This is a genomic window from Stenotrophomonas sp. 21LCFQ19 (genome assembly GCF_056861425.1).
Genome location: NZ_JBSPUF010000015.1, coordinates 63441 through 80600, shown reverse-complemented (window position 1 = coordinate 80600; position 17160 = coordinate 63441). Strand labels below are relative to the sequence as shown.

Genomic DNA, 17160 nt, shown 5'->3' with positions numbered 1-17160 from the left:
TGGAACGTCGTGTCGATCAGGCCGGGAACGGCACCGCGTGCAGCAGGGCGGTGATCACGTCATCGGCACTCTTGTGTTCGGCTTCGGCAGCGAACGACAGCAGCAGGCGATGACGCATCACCGGCGCGGCCAATGCCTGCACATCCTCGCGGGTGGCGGCGAAGCGGCCCTGCAGCAGGGCGCGTGCCTTCGCGGCCAGTACCAGTGATTGGCCGGCGCGTGGGCCGGCGCCCCATTTGATCCAGTTGTTCACTTCGGCCGGCGCGCCATCGCCGGGGCGGCTGGCACGGACCAGACGGGTGATCCAGCTGAGCAGGTCGGGGCTGATATGTACATCGCGCACTGCCAGCTGCAGCGCCTTCACCGCATCGGCATCCATCACCTTGGGCACGGCGCCGCTGTGGCTGCCGGTGGTCTGGGCGAGGATGTCGCGTTCTTCGGCTTCGCTTGGGTAGTCGACGCGGACATGTAGCAGGAAGCGATCGAGCTGGGCTTCCGGCAGCGGATAGGTGCCGGCCTGTTCGATCGGGTTCTGCGTGGCCAGCACGAAGAACGGTGAGGGCAGGGCGTAGGTGGTGCCGGCGTAGCTGACGGTGCGCTCCTGCATCGCTTCCAGCAGCGCGGCCTGGGTCTTGGGCGGGGTACGGTTGAGTTCGTCGGCCAGCAGCAGGTTGGTGAAGATAGGCCCTTGCTGGAAGCGGAACGCGCGCTTGCCGGTGCCATGGTCTTCTTCCAGCAGTTCGGTACCGAGGATGTCGCTGGGCATCAGGTCGGGGGTGAACTGCACGCGCCGGAACTGCAGCTCAAGCGCTTGCCCGAGCGAGCGCACCAGCAGGGTCTTGCCCAGGCCGGGCGCGCCTTCGAGCAGGCAGTGGCCGCCGGCCAGCAGGCCTATCAGCAGTTGTTCGACGACCTCGTGCTGGCCGACCACGGCCTGTGCGAGCGCGCTGCGCAGCTCGTTCAAGCGCGGCAGTAGTGAGTCCAGATCGGGGGCAGTCATGCGGTCACCTGTGGGGTCAATGCGTCAGTGCGTACATCACGATGTTCACGCCGAATTTGGTGTTGTCTTCGGCCAGGAAGCGTTTGTTGCGCCAGTCGTAGTCCCATTCGCAACCGTAGTCCTTGTTGCTGTAGAGCACGCCCAGCCGGCCATCGATCTCGATGCCCTTGAGGTAGTCGTGGACCAGGTCATCACCCCAGCCGTTGAGTTCGAAACCGGTGGCTGGTGGGCCTTCGGGGAACTTGAAGAAACTGTTGTAGATGGCGTGGGTGTTGGGCAGTTTCTTCATTGCGCTGGCGCCGAAGATGCTGCGCATCTGTGCTTCGAAGGAGGTGGCGAACAGGCCGTCGATGTCGTGGTTGCAGTCGTCGACGAAGACGAAGCCGCCGTTGCGCACATAGCGTTCGAAGTTGCGGCGCTCTTCCGGATTGAACTCGACCAGCTTGTGCCCGGCGAGATAGCAGAAGGGTGCGGCCAGCATCTTCGGGTCAGACAGCGCGATGACGTGTTCCTTGGGGTCCACGCGCAAGGTGGTGTAATCGACCAATGAGGTGATCAGGTTGGACGGCATGCGCGCGTCCACGTCCCAGTCGCCGGAGTCGTAGCGCAGGCGGGTGAACCAGAAGTCGTAGCGGCTGGCCTGCGCGCTTGCGATGCCCGGCAAGGCGGCGCTCACCGCGCCGCCCAGCAGCAGGTGAAGGAATTGCGCTCGCGTCAGACAGGGTGGGGACAAAAGCAGGGGACTCGGTTAAAGCCCCTCTCCCTTCGGGAGAGGGGTTGGGGTGAGGGTAAGCGCTTCAGGCCCAACCCTCATCCACCCTTCGGGCACCTTCTCCCGGAGGGAGAAGGGGTCATCAGTTACACCGCATCCGACAAGGAGGTAAACGTAAAGTCACGCAGCTTCATCGGCGGGATCATCATCACGAAGCTGGACTCGTCACCGGCCACACGCACCGGCTTGCCCAGCTCGTCGATGTTGTTGAGCATGATCACCGGCGACTCGTTGAAGCGGAAATTCTTCACCGGGTGCTTGATCTGGCCGTTCTCGATGTAGAAGGTGCCGTCGCGGGTCAGGCCGGTCAGCAGCACGGTCTGCGGGTCGACCATGCGGATGTACCAGGTGCGGGTGACCAGGATGCCCTTTTCGGTGCCACGCACCAGTTCGGCGATCGACTTGGTGCCGCCGCTCATCAGCAGGTTGCCGGCGCTGGCCTTGGCCGTCTTGCCCTGCTTCTGTGCCCAGTAGCGCGAGTAATCCAGGTTGGCGACCTTGCCGTCCTCGATGATGGCGATGCGCTCGCGCGGCATGCCTTCGCCGTCCCACGGCAACACCGCTGCATCCGGATGCCACGGATCTGCGAACAGGTTGACCTTGCTGTCGTAGACCTGCTCGCCCAGCTTGTTGCCGCCGCCCTTCTTGGACAGGAAGCTGCGGCCTTCATCGGCCGAGCGTGCGCTGAAGAAGTTCATCATGAAGCTGATCAGGCCAGCAGCGGCCGCCGGCTCCAGGATCACCGTGTACTTGCCCGGTTCCAGTGCCTTGGCTTCGGCCGATTCGGTGGCCTTGCGCTTGGCGATCTCGATGTCCTGGTCGGCCTTGAAATCGGCAGCGTTGGCGAGGTTGCGGCCAACCCAACCCGAGCCGCGGCCGTCTTCGGTACGCACGGTGCAGGTGTAGTTGAAGTTGGTGGTCTTCTGGTAGCCGAAGTTGCCATTGCTGTTGGCGATGGCGACAAAACCGTTGCCGTCTTCCAGGAAGCCGGCAGCGATCAGGCCGTGGCCACGGCAGGGGGTGATGGAGTCGGCGGCCACCTGGGCGCGGAATTCCGGGGTGATGGCCGCGGTCGATTCGCTGAAGGTCGGGCTTGAGCGGTATTGCTGCTTGCCGATGGCCGGCATGAACTCCGGGTTCTCCGGCGCCAGCTTGGCCAGGTCCTCGGCGCGGCGGACCACACGCTCCAGCGAAGCGTCGTCGAACTCATTGATCGAGGCGGTGCCGACGCGCTTGCCGAAGGCAACCTGCACGGCCAGTTCGGCGTTGCTGACGATGCCACTGGTGGAGACGTTGTTCAGCGCGAAACGGATGTTGCCGTCGACCGAGCCGGCCAGCGTGGCGGTGCATTCATCGGCCTTGGACAGCGCGATGACCTTGTCCAGGATGGCCTTGGCTTCCTGTTCGGTGAAGATGCTCATGGTTCAGAAGCTCCTTGACGATCAGCCGAGGCTGCGCGCGGTATTGATGACGTTGATGCCGTCGAAACGGGCGGTGGACGAGCCGTGCGACACGGCCGAGACCTGGCCCGGCTGGCCCTTGCCGTCGAAGAACGAGCCGCCCAGGCGGTAGTCGCGTTCGTCGGCGATGGCGCTGCAGGCGTTCCAGAATTCCGGCGTGCGGATCTGGTAGGCCACGTCCTCGAGCATGCGGGTGATCTGGCCGTTCTTGATTTCATAGAACAGCTGGCCACCGAACTGCGCGTTGTAACGCTGCTGGTCGATGGAGAACGAACCGTCACCGATGATGTAGATGCCGTTCTCGACGTTCTTGATCATGTCGGCCACCGACAACGGGGTCTTGCCCGGCGCCAGCGACACATTGGCCATGCGCTGGAACTGCACGCTGGACCAGGAGTCGGCGTAGCAGCAGCCATCGGACTCGGTCTTGCCAAGGATATGTGCCTGGTCACGGATGGTCTGGTAGTCGACCAGCTTGCCGTCGCTGATCAGCGGCCAGCGCTTGGTCTTCACGCCTTCGTCGTCGTAGGCAACGGCGCCGAGCGAACCCGGCTGGGTCTTGTCGGCGAAGATGTTGACCTTGTCGCTGCCGTACTGGAAGCGCTGCTCGCGCTTGTCCAGGGTGGCGAAGCTGGTGCCGGCGTAGTTGGCTTCGTAGCCGAGCACGCGGTCCAGTTCCAGCGGATGGCCGACGGCTTCGTGAATGGTCAGCCAGGTGTGCGACGGGTCCAGGACCAGATCGTACTTGCCCGGCTTGACCGACGGTGCCTTGAGCTTTTCCTGCGTCTGCTTGGCGGCGGCGATGGCGTCTTCGCGCATGTCATAGGACTGGCCGTAGACGGTGACGCCATTGGGCAGCACGGTCTTGCCGGAGGCGTCGCCATCCAGATATTCGTAACCCAGGCCCATCGGCGAGGACAGGCCGGCGCGGGTGCGGAACTTGCCGCTGGTCTTGTCGATGGCGGTGACCGTCATCGGTGCCCAGATGCGGTGCACGTCCTGGTCGATGTAGGAGCCGTCGGTGGAAGCGAAGTACTTCTGTTCGTTGACCAGGAACAGCATGGAGTTGACGAAGCTGGCGCCGGCGCCGATGGCTGCGGCATTCACGCCCAGCAGCAGATCGGCCTTGTCCTTGATCGGCACTTCCATCGCGTTCTTCTTGATCGGCGTACGCCAGCTGACCTCGCCGTAACCGGGTGCCTTGGCGAACTGCACCGGCGCGGTCTGCACCTTGGCATTGGCCTTGGCGATGGCGGCGGCCTGCTGCGCGGCCTTGACCACGCCGGCCGGGCTCAGGTCATTGGTGGCGGCAAAGCCCCAGGCACCGTTGACGATGACGCGGATGCCGGTGCCGGTGGATTCGGTGTTCACCACGTTCTGGACCTTGTCCTCGCGGGTGATCACGAACTGGCGCAGGTAGCGGCCGATGCGCACATCGCAGTAAGTAGCGCCGGCAGCACGCGCGGCATTGAGCGCGTCATCGGCCAGGCGCTTCTTCAAGGCCGGATCGAGTGCGGTCAACAGGTGCTCGGCGGCGATGGCCTTGCCGAAGAAGGACGGCACCATCAGGCCGCCAGCGGTAAGCCCGGTCAGGGCTAGGAAGTCACGTCTCTGCAAGGCTGCTCTCCACGGGGCAAGGCCCGCGAGGCGGGCGCTACGGCAACAAATGACGGTGGCTTCGCGGTGTTCTGCGAACTGTTCGATTCTTGCGGGCAGGTGTTTGCAGCGGTAGTGACTTTAGGCATGGACTGGCGATTTATTTGGGATTTCTGCGAAGCGCTCCCCTCTCCCCAGCCAATCCCTTCGCCTGTTGCCAGAAGGGCGCGGGCTTACTCCCTCCCTTTCGCATAGCGAAGGGGAGGGTGGGGGAGGGGTAAGCCTCTGCAGTGCCGGCAAGTAGACAAACCATCCAATCACCCGACTACTTCCAGCAACACCTGCTGCAACCAGTCCACGAACACCCGCAGCCGTTGCGAAGGATGGCGACGGTGCGGGAACAGCAGGTGCATCGGCATGGGATCGGCGCGATGCCCGGGCATCACCTCCAGCAAGCTGCCAGCCGCCAGCTCGGCACGCACGTCGTAGGCGGGAATCTGGATCATCCCCAGGCCGGCGATACAGCAGGCGATATAGGCCTCGGCACTGTTGACGGTGACCCGCCCCGCCAAGGGCTGGCTGCGCAGGACGCCGTTCTCGCGCCATTCCCAGGACTCGACCCGGCCGTTGCCGGGCGAGGCATACAGCACGCCCCAATGCATGCCGAGCTGCGAAGGGTGCATGGGCATGCCATGGCGCTCCACGTACGCAGGGCTGGCCACGTTGATCAGCGGCAACTGGCCCATGCTGCGTGCCACCAGCCGTGAGTCCTGCAACGGACCTACCCGCAACGCGCAATCCACGCCGTCCTCGATCAGGTCGATGCTGCGATCGGTCATGCCCAGTTCGACGTCGATCTGCGGAAACGCCTGCAGGAAGCCGGGCAATGCCGGGGCGATGACCAGGCGACCGATGCGGCCGGGCACATCCACCTTGATCCGCCCACTCAGGGCCTGCGGTGATTGCCGGAACAGCTGCTCGGCCTCGTCCGCATCGGCGATCAACTGCTGGCAGCGGGCATGGAACAGCAACCCATCCTGGGTTGGCGTGACCCGGCGGGTGGTGCGGTGGAGCAGGCGCGTGCCCAGCCGCTGCTCCAGCGTGCGGACTGCCTCGGACACCGTGGAGCGCGGCAGCTTGAGCTGGTCGGCGGCGCGGGTGAAGCCGGCGCAGTCCACTACCCGCACGAAGACGCGGTACAGCTCGATACGATCCATGGCGATTGTCCGGATGGGCCGACAAGTGAAGTCAGAATGACCGGCTTTATCCGGAAAACCAAGTCGATAGGCTCTGTTGGCATTCCCCCAAGCCACAGGAGTTCGCAATGACCGACCATCGCATCCACGGCAAGACCATCCTCATCGCCGGCGGCGGCAAGAACCTGGGCGGCTTGTTGGCCCGGGATTTCGCCAGTCAAGGCGCCAGCGGCGTGGCCATCCACTACAACAGCGAGGCTGCGCGTGCCGAGGCCGAAGCGACTGCCGAAGCGGTGCGTGCAGCCGGCGCCAATGCACATCTGTTCCAGGCCGACCTGACCTCGGCTGCGGCGATGGAGCAACTGTTCGATGACGCGAAGCAGGCCATGGGCCGCATCGATATCGCCGTCAACACGGTTGGCAAGGTGCTGAAGAAGCCGATGACGCAGATCAGCGAAGCCGAGTTCGATGCCATGGATGCGGTCAACAACAAGACCGCGTTCTTCTTCCTGAAAGAGGCCGGCCGCAACCTCGCCGACAACGGCAAGGTGTGCACGCTGGTGACGTCCTTGCTGGGCGCATTCACCCCGTTCTATTCCAGCTATGCCGGTACCAAGGCGCCCGTGGAGCACTACACGCGTGCGGCGGCCAAGGAATTTGGCGAACGTGGGATTTCAGTGACCGCGATTGGCCCGGGACCGATGGACACCTCGTTCTTCTATCCGGCCGAGGGTGCGGATGCGGTGGCCTATCACAAGACTGCAGCGGCGTTGTCGCCGTTCTCCAAGACCGGGCTGACCGACATCGAGGACATCGTGCCGTGGGTGCGTTTCCTGGTATCCGAGGGCTGGTGGATGACCGGTCAGACGATTCTGGTCAATGGTGGATATACGACGCGGTGAGGCGGTTGACCTTCCCCCTTCGGGAGAAGAGCTTGTCCCCGCGAAGGCGGGGATGCCCCGAAGGGGCGGATGAGGGTACGGGCGAAGTCCGGTGGCGGGGATCAAAGACGACAAACGGGTTGCGTCGTGCTTGAGCATTCACCGGTGCCCCCATCGCTATTGCTAGCAACGCCCTGCAGCGCGGCTTCGCCCGTACCCTCACCCCAATCCCTCTCCCGATGGGAGAGGGGCTATCCGCATCAGCCGAGGCTGCGCGCCGTATTGATGATGTTCACCCCATCAAAGCGCGTGGTCGCCGAACCATGCGACACCGCAGATACCTGCCCCGGCTGACCCTTGCCATCAAAGAACGAACCGCCCATGCGGAAATCGCGCTCATCGCAGATCGCGCTGCAGGCATTCCAGAACTCAGGCGTACGGATCTGGTAGGCCGCATCCTCGACCATGCCGGCGATCTCACCGTTCTTGATCTGGTAGCAGAGTTGCCCACCAAACTGCGCGTTGTAGCGCTGCTGGTCGATGGAATACGAACCACGGCCGTGGATGTAGATGCCGTTCTCTACGTCCTTGATCATCTGCGCCGGGGTCAGCGGCGTCTTGCCCGGCGCCAGCGACACATTGGCCATGCGCTGGAACTGCACGCTCTTCCACGAGTCGGCATAACTGCAGCCGTGCGAGGCGTTCTCGCCGAGGATATGCACTTCGTCGCGGGTGGCCTGGTAGTTGACCAGGATGCCGTCCTTGACCAGATCCCACTGCCTGGTTTTCACGCCCTCATCGTCATAGCCCACCGCACCCAGGCTGTAAGGCACGGTCTTGTCGGCGGTGAAGTTGACGATGTCGCTGCCCCAGCGGAAGCCGGCCTCGCGCTTGTCAAGCGTGGCGAAGCTGGTGCCCGCGTAGTTGGCTTCATAGCCCAGCACACGGTCCAGCTCCAAAGGATGGCCGACGTTCTCGTGGATGGTCAGGAACAGGTTGGACGGGTCCAGCACAAGGTCGTACTTGCCCGGCTTCACCGACGGCGCAGTGAGCTTGGCGCGCGCCTGTTTGGCAGCGGCAATCGCATCTTCCACCGGATCATAGGAATGGCCGTAGGCCACCACGCCGCCCGGCAGCTGATGCTTGTCGGCGGCATTGCCCTCGAGGAATTCCCAGCCCATGCCGGCCGGTGCCGACAGTCCAGCGCGGGTGCGGAACTTGCCGCTGGCCTTGTCGATGGCGGTGGCGGTGAACGGCAACCAGATGCGGTGCACGTCCTGGTCGATCCACGAACCATCGCTGGAGGCGAAGTACTTCTGCTCGTTGACCAGGAACAGCTGTGAGTTGATGAAGTTGGCACCGGCATTGATCGCCGCCGCATTGATCGACAGCAGCAGATCCACCTTGTCCTTGACCGGTACCGCCATCGCGTTCTGGCGGATCGGCGTCTTCCACTGCACCTCGCCCACGCCCGGCGTGGGTGCCAGCTGCACCGGTTTGGTCTGGATCTTCGCGTTGGCGCGGGCAATTGCAATCGCCTGTGCCACCGCGGCGGCTACGCCCTGTGCAGTGGACTGGTTGCTGGCGGCAAAGCCCCACGCACCATTGACGATCACGCGGATGCCGACGCCGGCCGACTCGCTGTTGGTGACGTTCTGCACCTTGTCTTCGCGGGTGACGATGGCCTGGTTGAGGTAGCGGCCGATGCGCACGTCGCAGTAACTGGCACCGCCCTGCTTGGCCAGCGCCAGCACGGTGTCGGCCAGCAGCTTCTTCTTGGCGACATCGGCCGGGGCCAACAACTCCTCGGCAGCGATCAGCTGTGCATTGGGCAGCATGAAGCCGGCGAGGCCGAGGCCGGAGAGCGAAAGAAACTGGCGGCGTTGCATGACGGGCGGAACTCCAGAGCCAGCGATGCAATGCATCGCACAAGACCCTTGAATCTCGGTGGCGCGGGGGTTCAGGCACAAGTGACCATGGTCATGCATGGCGTTAAACAGGCACTGCGGCACAATCTGCGCAGCATTCCCCGGGCCCCACGCGATGACCACCAAGCCGTACTCCGAATCCTGCGAGCGCAACAGCGCACCCATCCTGCAGGTCCTACAGCAGCATCTGGGCCAGGCCCGCACTGTCCTGGAGATCGGCAGCGGCACCGGCCAGCATGCCGTGCACTTTGCCGCTGCGATGCCATGGCTGCGTTGGCAGGCCAGCGATCACTGCGACTACCTGCCCGGGATACGCCAATGGCTGGACGAGGCGGCGGTGCCGAATACGCCTGTGCCGCTGGAACTGCAGGCAGTGATTGGCGAAGGCCTGCAGCCCTTGCCGCCGCTGCCGGTGCATGACAGCGTGGCCGGCTTCGACGCCGTGTTCAGCGCCAACACCCTGCACATCATGGGCTGGGAGCAGATGCAGGCGCTGTTTGCCGGGCTGCCGTCGCTGATGGCGCCAGATGCGTTGTTCATCGCCTATGGTCCGTTCAACTATAGCGGCGCCTTCACCAGCGACAGCAACCGCAACTTCGACGGCTGGCTGAAGGCGCGGGACCCGCGCTCTGGCATCCGCGATTTCGAGGCGGTTGATGCCTTGGCACGCGCGCAGCAGCTGGAGCTGCAAGAGGACGTGGCGATGCCGGCCAACAACCGTTGCCTGGTATGGCGACGGATGCGCGTTTGAAGCCGGGCGGGCTAGGATGCGAAGACTTCAGGCAAGGGGCGGGGCGTGATGCAGGGACGTAAGTGGTTGGTGGCGATGGTGCTGGGCCTTGTTCCGCTGGCGGGCCTGCAGGCGCAGCCGTTGGATGCGCGGGCAGCGGCGATGCAGGTGCAGGCAAGCTACCCGGGCGTGATCGAGCTGGAGGTGGATGCCAGCGACATCCAGCGCCGCATCCAGCGTGTGTACCAGCGCATTCCGGTATCGGCCGGTGCGCTGACCCTGTGGTACCCGCAGTGGATACCAGGCAATCACGCGCCAACTGGCCCGATCAACCAAATGGCCGGGCTGGTCATCCGCGGCAACGGCCAGGTGCTGCAATGGGCGCGCGATTCCGGCGACATGTATGCCTTCAAGCTGCAGGTGCCGGAAGGCGTCGGCGTGCTGGATATCGAGTTCCAGTACCTGTCACCGACTGCCAGCGACCAGGGCCGGGTGGCGATGACGCCGAACATGCTCGACCTGCAATGGCATCGCGTGCTGCTGTACCCGGCCGGCTATGACGCACGCGGCATCCAGATCAAACCCAGCCTGCGCCTGCCCGACGGCTGGCAGAGCGGCACCGCGCTGGATGTTGCACAGCGCAGCGGCGGCAACGAACAGTACGCGCCGGTGTCGCTGATGACTTTGATTGATTCGCCGGTATTCGCCGGCCAGTACTTTAAGCGCTTCGCGCTGGACGGGACATCCAAACAACCGGTGTGGCTGGACGTAGTCGGCGAAAACCCGCAGGGCCTGCAGGCCGATGCCAAGGTGCTGGATGCGCATCGCGCGCTGGTGCGCGAGGCCGATGCAGTATTCGGTTCGCGTCCGTACACGCGTTACAACTTCCTGCTGGCGGTATCGGACGTGTTCAGTGGCATCGGTCTTGAGCATGCGCAGAGCAGCGAGAACGGCATGCACGACGGCTACCTGCGTGGCGAGCGGCCCTTCCTCGACAACGACCTGCTGCCGCACGAATATGCGCATGCATGGGTAGGCAAGGCTTGGCGTCCACGCCCGACCTGGGTACCGCATTACAACGCACCGATGCACAACGACGAGTTGTGGATGTACGAGGGCCAGACCCAGTATTGGGCGGTGGTGTTGGCAGCACGTTCAGGGCTGTGGAAGCCGGACTATGCGATGGCGATGCTGGCACAGCTGCAGGCCAACTACGCAACACAGCCGGGCCGGCAATGGCGCGACCTGCACGACACCGTGCACCAGGGCATCCTCGACTTCAATTCCAAGCCGCAGGCATGGGCCGACTGGCAGCGTGCGTTCGAGTTCTATAACGAGAGCACGCTGCTATGGCTGGGCGTGGATGCACGCCTGCGCAGCTTGTCGAAAGGCAAAGTCACGCTGGACGACTTCGCCAAGCGCTTCCACCAGGGCGGCAAGCAGGGCGAGATCCGCCTGTACGATCGCGCTGACGTGATGCAGGGCCTGGAAGCAGTGCAGCCCGGCGACTGGGATACCTTCATCGGTAGCCGCCTGGATGCGCGTGATGGCAAGGCGCCGGATGGTTTGAGCGCTGCGGGCTGGGAGCTGTACTTCGATGACCAGCCGAATCTTGTGGTTGCCGATGGCGAGGCCGATGGCGCTACCGACCTGCAGTACTCCTTGGGTTTGAAGATCGGCAATGATGGCGTGCTGCAGGCCGTGGGCTGGGACAGCCCCGCGTTCAATGCGGGCTTGGCCAAGGATGTGACGGTTATTGCGGTGAACGGCCTGGCGTACAGCGGCGGCCGGATCAAGCAGGCGCTGATTGATGGCAAGCAGAACGGCACACCGATCGAGTTGATCGTGCGCCAGGCGGACAGCTTCCGTACCGTGCGTATCGACTATCGCGAAGGTCTGCGGTATCCGCATCTGCGGCGGATTGATGGGGCTGCGGACCTGTTGACGCGGATTCTGGCGGCGCGGAGGTAACGAGCCACCTCCTTCTCCCGACGGGAGAAGGTGCCCCAACGGGGCGGATGAGGGTAAGAGCGAAGCCTCGTGAAAAGTATCGCGCGGGCTTCGCCCCAACCCTCACCCCAACCCCTCTCCCGTAGGAGAGGGGCTTCAAGCGAAAGCAACAGCCTCAGTATTCGATCCGATACCCAACCCCAAACGTCCGCCCCTGCGCCGGCACGCTGGAAATCTTGCCGTAGGTCGCTTCCGCCTGCTGGCCATAGACCGTCTTGTAGTCACGATCAGCCAGGTTGTAGACACCCACGCTGAAACGCCCACCCGCCAGCGGCAGCTCGCCAATCAGGTCGAACACCGCATAGCCACGGATCTTCGCCGCCGGCGTCGCGCGGATGGTCGGGCTGACCGAAGCCAGCTGCGCGTCACGCCACGCATCATCAGTGCCGCCGACGGCCTGGCCCTGCAGACGCAGCAGGCTATCGTTGGCAAAGCGCCACTGACCATGCACGCCTGCCTTCAACGGCGAGACACGAAACGCATTGAGCTCGCGCCACTGGCCGGCCGCATCACGGTACTGGCCGCGGGTGCTGGCCACGCTGGCACCCAGTTCCAGCTGCGCGCTAGGCGTATAGCGCAGGTTGGCCTCCACGCCGTAGACGCGCTCGTCGGTATCGGCCACTGACACGCTGTAGTTGCGGTTGAACTGCACGGTCTTGTCCGAGCGGTTGTAGAACGCGGTCACCGCACTCTGCAGCTGCGTGTTGTTCAAGCGCCAGCCCAGCTCGTAGTTGTCGACCTTGATCGGGCCGATGTTGCGGCTGTCGATGACGAAGTTGGCTGGCACGTCACGCAGCATGCGCTGCGTATCGGGCAGGCTGAAGCCCTGCGAGAAGTTGGCGAACAACTGCTGCGCATCGCTGAACTTGTAGACCACGCCGGCATTGAACAGCGTCTGCGAATGGCGCACGCGGCCACCGGCCAGCAGCTGCGGCTGATAGCCGGCCACCGCGTCGGCGGTGATCGCCTCGGTGTAGGGCAGCGAATCGTCCACGTTGTTGCGCAGGATCTGGTGGCGCACGCCGGCCTGCACGCTGAAACGTTCGCTCAGCGCATGGTCGGCCTGCAGGAACAGGCCAGTGGTGTCCACGCGCACATCCGGGCCCATCGCGTACTGTGCAGTCGGCACGTAGTTCAGGCCGTTGCTGGCGATGAAGCGGTTGATGTCGTACATCTGCCCGCGCTGGCTGTCCTCTTCGCGCTCATGGTCCACGCCATAGGACAGCTGCAGGCTGCGCCCGCCGATATCGAAGCCCTTGTGCAGGGCGCTGCGCAGGCCCCAGACGTCGATGTCGGTATTGGACTGCATGGCCACATAGGCATAGCCGCCCGGCAGCGCCGGATGCACCAGCGTCGATACCGACGGGAACCAGCGGCCCTGTTCATTGCGGTAATAGGCTTCCACGCTCAGCTCCTGGCCGCCGAACACGTCGCGGTTGCGGTATTGCGCATTGACGCCCTGGTGGCGGGTGCGCGGCTGTGGGTTCAACTGCAGGCCATCGACGGCGTTGTGGCTGGGCTGGTAGGCGGGATTGAACAGCATCGCCAGGCGCGGGCCGTAATCCGGGCCGTAGTCGCTGTCCTGCTGGTCGTCATACCAACGCACGCCCACGCTGAGCTGCTGGGCCGGGCTAAGCGCCCATTCAAGGCGCGCGTTGAGTTCCTTGGTCTCGGTGTCCTGGCGGTCGGTCTGGGCGATCTCCGGGCCGATGCGGCGGCCATGCGCATCCAGCGATGCGCCCTGGCGGCCATAGGCGATACCAAATGCACCGCTGAAGCTGTCACCACGCACGGTCATGGTCTGCGCGGCGTTCCAGGCCAGGTTGTCGCTGGATACATCGGAGGGCGTGCGCAGGCCGAGCTGGCTGGCCAGCTGCACCGGCGCGTCGCCCGGCTGCAGGGTGATGATGTTGATGATGCCGCCGCTGGCACCGGCGCCGTACAGCGCGGTGGCACCGGAGATCACCTCGATGCGCTCGATCATCGTCGGCGAGATGCTGTTGAGCTGGCGTGAGCCATCGCGTGCGCCAGTCAGCGGCACGCCATCGATCATCACCTGCACGCTACGGCCACGCATGGTCATGCCGTAGTTGCTGGTAGTGCCACTGGCCGGTGCCAGCGACGGCACCAGCTGGCCGAGGATGTCGGCGGTGCTGCGACCGGCAGCGGTTTGTTGGGCGATCTGCTCGCGCTCGATGGCGTACACGGTGCCGGCGATCTCGGCCACGCTGCGTGCGCCGCGCACGGCGGTGACGCTGACGGCATCCAGCTGGCGGGTGCCGCTGGTGGTGTTGGCCTGTGCTGCCAGCTGGCCACTGATGGCCAGGCTCAGCAGGGCGAGCGGAAGCGTTGCTGCGGTATGCCGCATGGTGTCCTCGGAACGTATCAGGGAGAAGAAGGAGAGGGCGCGAAGCGGCGCAGCAGCGGCCGGCACAACAGCAACCCAAGCGCGGAGACGATCGCCAGCGCCACGTAATAAGCGGGGTAACCCAGGCCCTTGGCGAGGAAGCCGGACAAGGCACCACCGATGAAATAGATCAGCAGTTCGAAGCACACCAGCAGGGTGAAGTCGGTGCCGGCCTGCTCGCGCGAGCTGAGCCGCATGAACAAGGCATACAGGCTGGTCATGGCGACATAGCGCAGGGCCAGCAGGGCGATCACCAGCGCGCCCAGCCCAAACTGCGAGGAGGCAAGCACACCGCTGTACAGCAAGGCGGCCAGCAGTACATACAGCAGCGTGCGCCACCAACCGGCGTGCATCAGCAGCTGTTCGGCGCTGCGCTGCTTGAGCAGCCAAGCCGCGCCCACCGCAGCCAACATGCCAACGCCGGCACCGCCCACCGAGATCAGCAGGCCGATCTCGGTCAGGCTCCACTTCTGGTCGACCAGCAGCGGATTGACCATCGCCATCGCCGGTGCCTCCACCATGCGATACAGGACGATCAGCAGCAGCGCCCAGCGCAGCTCGGGCCTGCGCAGCGCACGCAGCACGCTCGGCCGCTGGCTGGCCGCCGGCCGTGGCATCTCGTTGATCTGCTGCACGGCGAACAGGGTCAAGGCACTCATCGCCGCCAGGCTCAGCAGGGCCGCGTTCCAGCCGCGGGTTTCGTACAGCCACAGCACGCCTGCACCGCCGACCATGCTGCCCAGCGCCACGCCCACGCTCTGCGCCATGCTGCCGAGGCGGTGCTCGGCCGGTGCCAATGCTTCCACCGTATAGCCATCGATGGCGATGTCCTGGGTGGCGGCAATGGTGGAGATCCACATGCCGACCAGCACGAACACGGTCAGGCCATGGTCCAGACCGGTGAAGGCCAACACCAGGATGCCGACCAGCAACAGCAGCTGGGTCAGCCACAACCAGCTGCGGCGACGGCCCAGGGCAGGCAGGTGCCAGCGGTCCACCAGCGGCGCCCACATGAACTTGAACGCCCACGGCAGGTACAGCAGCGACAACATGCCGATCCAGCGCAGGTCCACGCCCTGGCTGCGCAGGATGGCGGGTACCGCCACGTTGTAGAAATACAGCGGCAGCGCATGGGCCATGTACAGCACCACGATCACGCCCAGGCCGAAACGCGAGGCAGCGCCATGCTCAGTGCGCATCGGCCTGCTCCAGCTGTTGGCCGACCCAGCGCATGCCGTCGGCGTCGTCAGTGGTGACGTAGTAGGGCACGCCCCAGGCCGCATGCAGGGCCGGCGTATCCAGCCGCTGCTGCTCGGCGGCGCTGCTGGCGATGCGCACCAGGCCCTTGCAGTAAACACGGAAGGCGGGTTTGTGCTGCTTGTACCAGACCGCCTGGATGGCGCGGTAATCGTCACTGAAGCTGGCACCGGGTACGGTGCTGGCGATGAAGTAGAACGGCGTGGCGGCCATGATCAATGCTTCCACACGCTGCAACCAGTGGCGGATCTCGTCCGCGCTGACTTCATCGTGGAAGACGGCGCGGACCACGGCCGCCTGCTTGATCGTCAAACCCATTGCCACTGACCTTCACTGAATACGGGGCAGGGCCGTCCATACGCGACCCCTCAAATAAGAATAGTTATCAATACCATTGAAAGTTTAGGCGCAGCGAAGGAAAATTTAGGCAGGACCACATTCCGGGATGCCCTGCATGCAGGTTTTCACCTGCGCCGAACTGATGACCGCAGCCCACGCGCTGGGCGGGCAGGTTGATTTCGATGCTGGCATGGCCGACGCCACGCCGGTGTTGGCCGGCTGGCAGCAGGTGCACGCGCTGGACGATGGCGTGTCGCTCTACCTGAGCCGCAGCCGCGACATGGTGGGCGGCTGCAGCCACAACCGTCTGGCAGCGGGCATCACTGCCGGCTTTCTGGTGGATGGCGAGGCCGACGTTGCCATCGGCACGCATCGCTTGCGGCTGGAGGGCAATCATCGGCGCATGCCGACCATGCTGGTCCACCTGCGTGAGGAAGACAGCTTCCAGCGCCATTGGCAGGCTGGACGAGAGGAAGGCAAGGTCAGCCTGCACCTCAGCGGTGACTGGTTGCAGCGGCAGTTGCAGGCCGATTCCCGTGGCAGTGCCCGATTGGCACGCGTTTGTAGTGGCCATGCCGACAACCATGCATGGCGGCCGCCGGCGCCGTTGTTGCAGCGGGCGACGCAACTGCTGGAGAACAAGACCGGTTCGCTGCCGTTGCTGCGCCGCCTGCAGCAGGAGAGCTTTGCCCTGGAACTGGCGGCGGACGTGCTGCAGACACTGGCCAGCGAAGGCAGCGAGAAGCCTTTGGGTGCGCGCCTGCAGCGCTGCGTCACTCGCCTGCAGCAGTGGTTGCAAAGTGGAGAGGCCGACACACTGAGCATCGCGCAGATGGCGCGCCAGCTCGGCACCAATGCGGTGGACCTGCAGCGTGGCTTCCAGTATTGCCATGGGCAAAGCATTGCCAACTACCAGCGCGAGCTACGGCTGGAACGCGCCCGCCATGCACTGCTGCGCCAGCGCGTTCCCGTGGATGTCGCTGCCACCATCGCCGGCTATGCGCACACCAGCAGCTTCAGTGCCGCGTTCAAGCGCCACTACGGCACATCACCCTCGCAGCTGAAGTAGCCAACACAGTGTTGTGGACGCTGCGGCGGTCGTGGAGGTTGTGGGAGCGGCGTAAGCCGCGAAGCCACCAAAACCAAACGTCTGCACGGTTCGTGCATTCAACGATACCTGCTGGCAGCGAACGAACTGATCAGCAAACGCGCAGAACGTGATCATTGCGCCGAACGTCCTGATAAACAGCGTGACTCAAAGCAACCACACCGCGCGACGCAACAGCTGCGTGTTGCATGCAGAGATAACACCCACTTCGTGCACGCCTCGCAGCCGACCACGATGCCAATTCATACCGATGAATTGGCAAGTCGAAGACATCACTGCATGCCAATCAGTGCGGAAGCGAACACCTGTTTGCCGACAAATTTTCACCTCATATCTGCATAGATGACTGCGAGCACCACGCATTGGTCCATCAAATTCAACGGCATTCCTTGAGCTTGCTGAATTCAAGCCGCAACGCTGCTCATTCAAGCACCTTCACAGTTCATTTATCTGTGCAAACGTCAGCTGAAAGTGCA

The 17160-nt window shown here is 64.2% G+C and carries 13 protein-coding genes; 4 read left to right on the top strand and 9 right to left on the bottom strand.

Going from position 1 to position 17160, the window contains the following annotated elements; translation table 11 throughout:
- Window positions 1–16: 16 nt before the first annotated feature.
- The 5 genes from AC13FW_RS16275 to AC13FW_RS16255 all read right to left on the bottom strand — a co-directional run bounded on the left by AC13FW_RS16275 (window position 17) and on the right by AC13FW_RS16255 (window position 6045).
- Window positions 17–1000 (bottom strand): AAA family ATPase, encoded by a 984-nt coding sequence (locus AC13FW_RS16275; RefSeq protein WP_482989750.1) that lies wholly within the window; start codon window positions 998–1000, stop codon window positions 17–19.
- A gap of 16 nt (window positions 1001–1016) precedes the next feature.
- Entirely contained in the window at window positions 1017–1718 is a 702-nt protein-coding gene (locus AC13FW_RS16270) for a DUF4159 domain-containing protein (RefSeq protein ID WP_282266203.1), read from the bottom strand.
- A gap of 140 nt (window positions 1719–1858) precedes the next feature.
- Window positions 1859–3193, bottom strand: coding sequence for a TldD/PmbA family protein (locus tag AC13FW_RS16265; RefSeq protein ID WP_296249069.1), 1335 nt, complete (start codon window positions 3191–3193; stop codon window positions 1859–1861).
- 21 nt (window positions 3194–3214) lie between these two features.
- A complete protein-coding gene (locus tag AC13FW_RS16260; RefSeq protein WP_296249067.1) occupies window positions 3215–4849 on the bottom strand; it encodes a TldD/PmbA family protein in 1635 nt (544 codons plus the stop codon).
- Between the two features lie 296 nt (window positions 4850–5145).
- A complete protein-coding gene (locus tag AC13FW_RS16255) occupies window positions 5146–6045 on the bottom strand; it encodes a LysR family transcriptional regulator (protein ID WP_482989749.1) in 900 nt (299 codons plus the stop codon).
- Window positions 6046–6152: 107 nt separating this feature from the next.
- Between AC13FW_RS16255 and AC13FW_RS16250 the strand changes: the two genes are divergently transcribed.
- Entirely contained in the window at window positions 6153–6926 is a 774-nt protein-coding gene (locus tag AC13FW_RS16250; RefSeq protein ID WP_482989748.1) for an SDR family oxidoreductase, read from the top strand.
- A 239-nt stretch (window positions 6927–7165) separates the two neighbouring features.
- Here AC13FW_RS16250 and AC13FW_RS16245 read toward each other — a convergent pair whose 3' ends face one another.
- Window positions 7166–8794: a TldD/PmbA family protein gene (locus AC13FW_RS16245; protein WP_482989747.1), complete on the bottom strand. Its 1629-nt coding sequence runs from the start codon at window positions 8792–8794 to the stop codon at window positions 7166–7168.
- A 154-nt stretch (window positions 8795–8948) separates the two neighbouring features.
- Here AC13FW_RS16245 and AC13FW_RS16240 point away from each other — a divergent pair, with 154 nt between their 5' ends.
- Window positions 8949–9584 (top strand): DUF938 domain-containing protein, encoded by a 636-nt coding sequence (locus tag AC13FW_RS16240; RefSeq protein WP_482989746.1) that lies wholly within the window; start codon window positions 8949–8951, stop codon window positions 9582–9584.
- 48 nt (window positions 9585–9632) lie between these two features.
- Window positions 9633–11534: a M61 family metallopeptidase gene (locus tag AC13FW_RS16235; protein WP_482989745.1), complete on the top strand. Its 1902-nt coding sequence runs from the start codon at window positions 9633–9635 to the stop codon at window positions 11532–11534.
- A 154-nt stretch (window positions 11535–11688) separates the two neighbouring features.
- Here AC13FW_RS16235 and AC13FW_RS16230 read toward each other — a convergent pair whose 3' ends face one another.
- The 3 genes from AC13FW_RS16230 to AC13FW_RS16220 are packed head-to-tail and all read right to left on the bottom strand — an operon-like array spanning window position 11689 to window position 15555.
- Complete coding sequence (locus AC13FW_RS16230; RefSeq protein WP_482989744.1) at window positions 11689–13941, bottom strand: TonB-dependent receptor; 2253 nt, start codon at window positions 13939–13941, stop codon at window positions 11689–11691.
- A gap of 17 nt (window positions 13942–13958) precedes the next feature.
- Window positions 13959–15179: an MFS transporter gene (locus AC13FW_RS16225; RefSeq protein ID WP_482989743.1), complete on the bottom strand. Its 1221-nt coding sequence runs from the start codon at window positions 15177–15179 to the stop codon at window positions 13959–13961.
- A complete protein-coding gene (locus AC13FW_RS16220) occupies window positions 15169–15555 on the bottom strand; it encodes a hypothetical protein (protein WP_482989742.1) in 387 nt (128 codons plus the stop codon). The genes AC13FW_RS16225 and AC13FW_RS16220 overlap by 11 nt, the downstream gene beginning before the upstream one ends.
- 136 nt (window positions 15556–15691) lie before the next feature.
- Between AC13FW_RS16220 and AC13FW_RS16215 the strand changes: the two genes are divergently transcribed.
- A complete protein-coding gene (locus AC13FW_RS16215; protein ID WP_482989741.1) occupies window positions 15692–16645 on the top strand; it encodes a helix-turn-helix domain-containing protein in 954 nt (317 codons plus the stop codon).
- Window positions 16646–17160 lie beyond the last annotated feature (515 nt).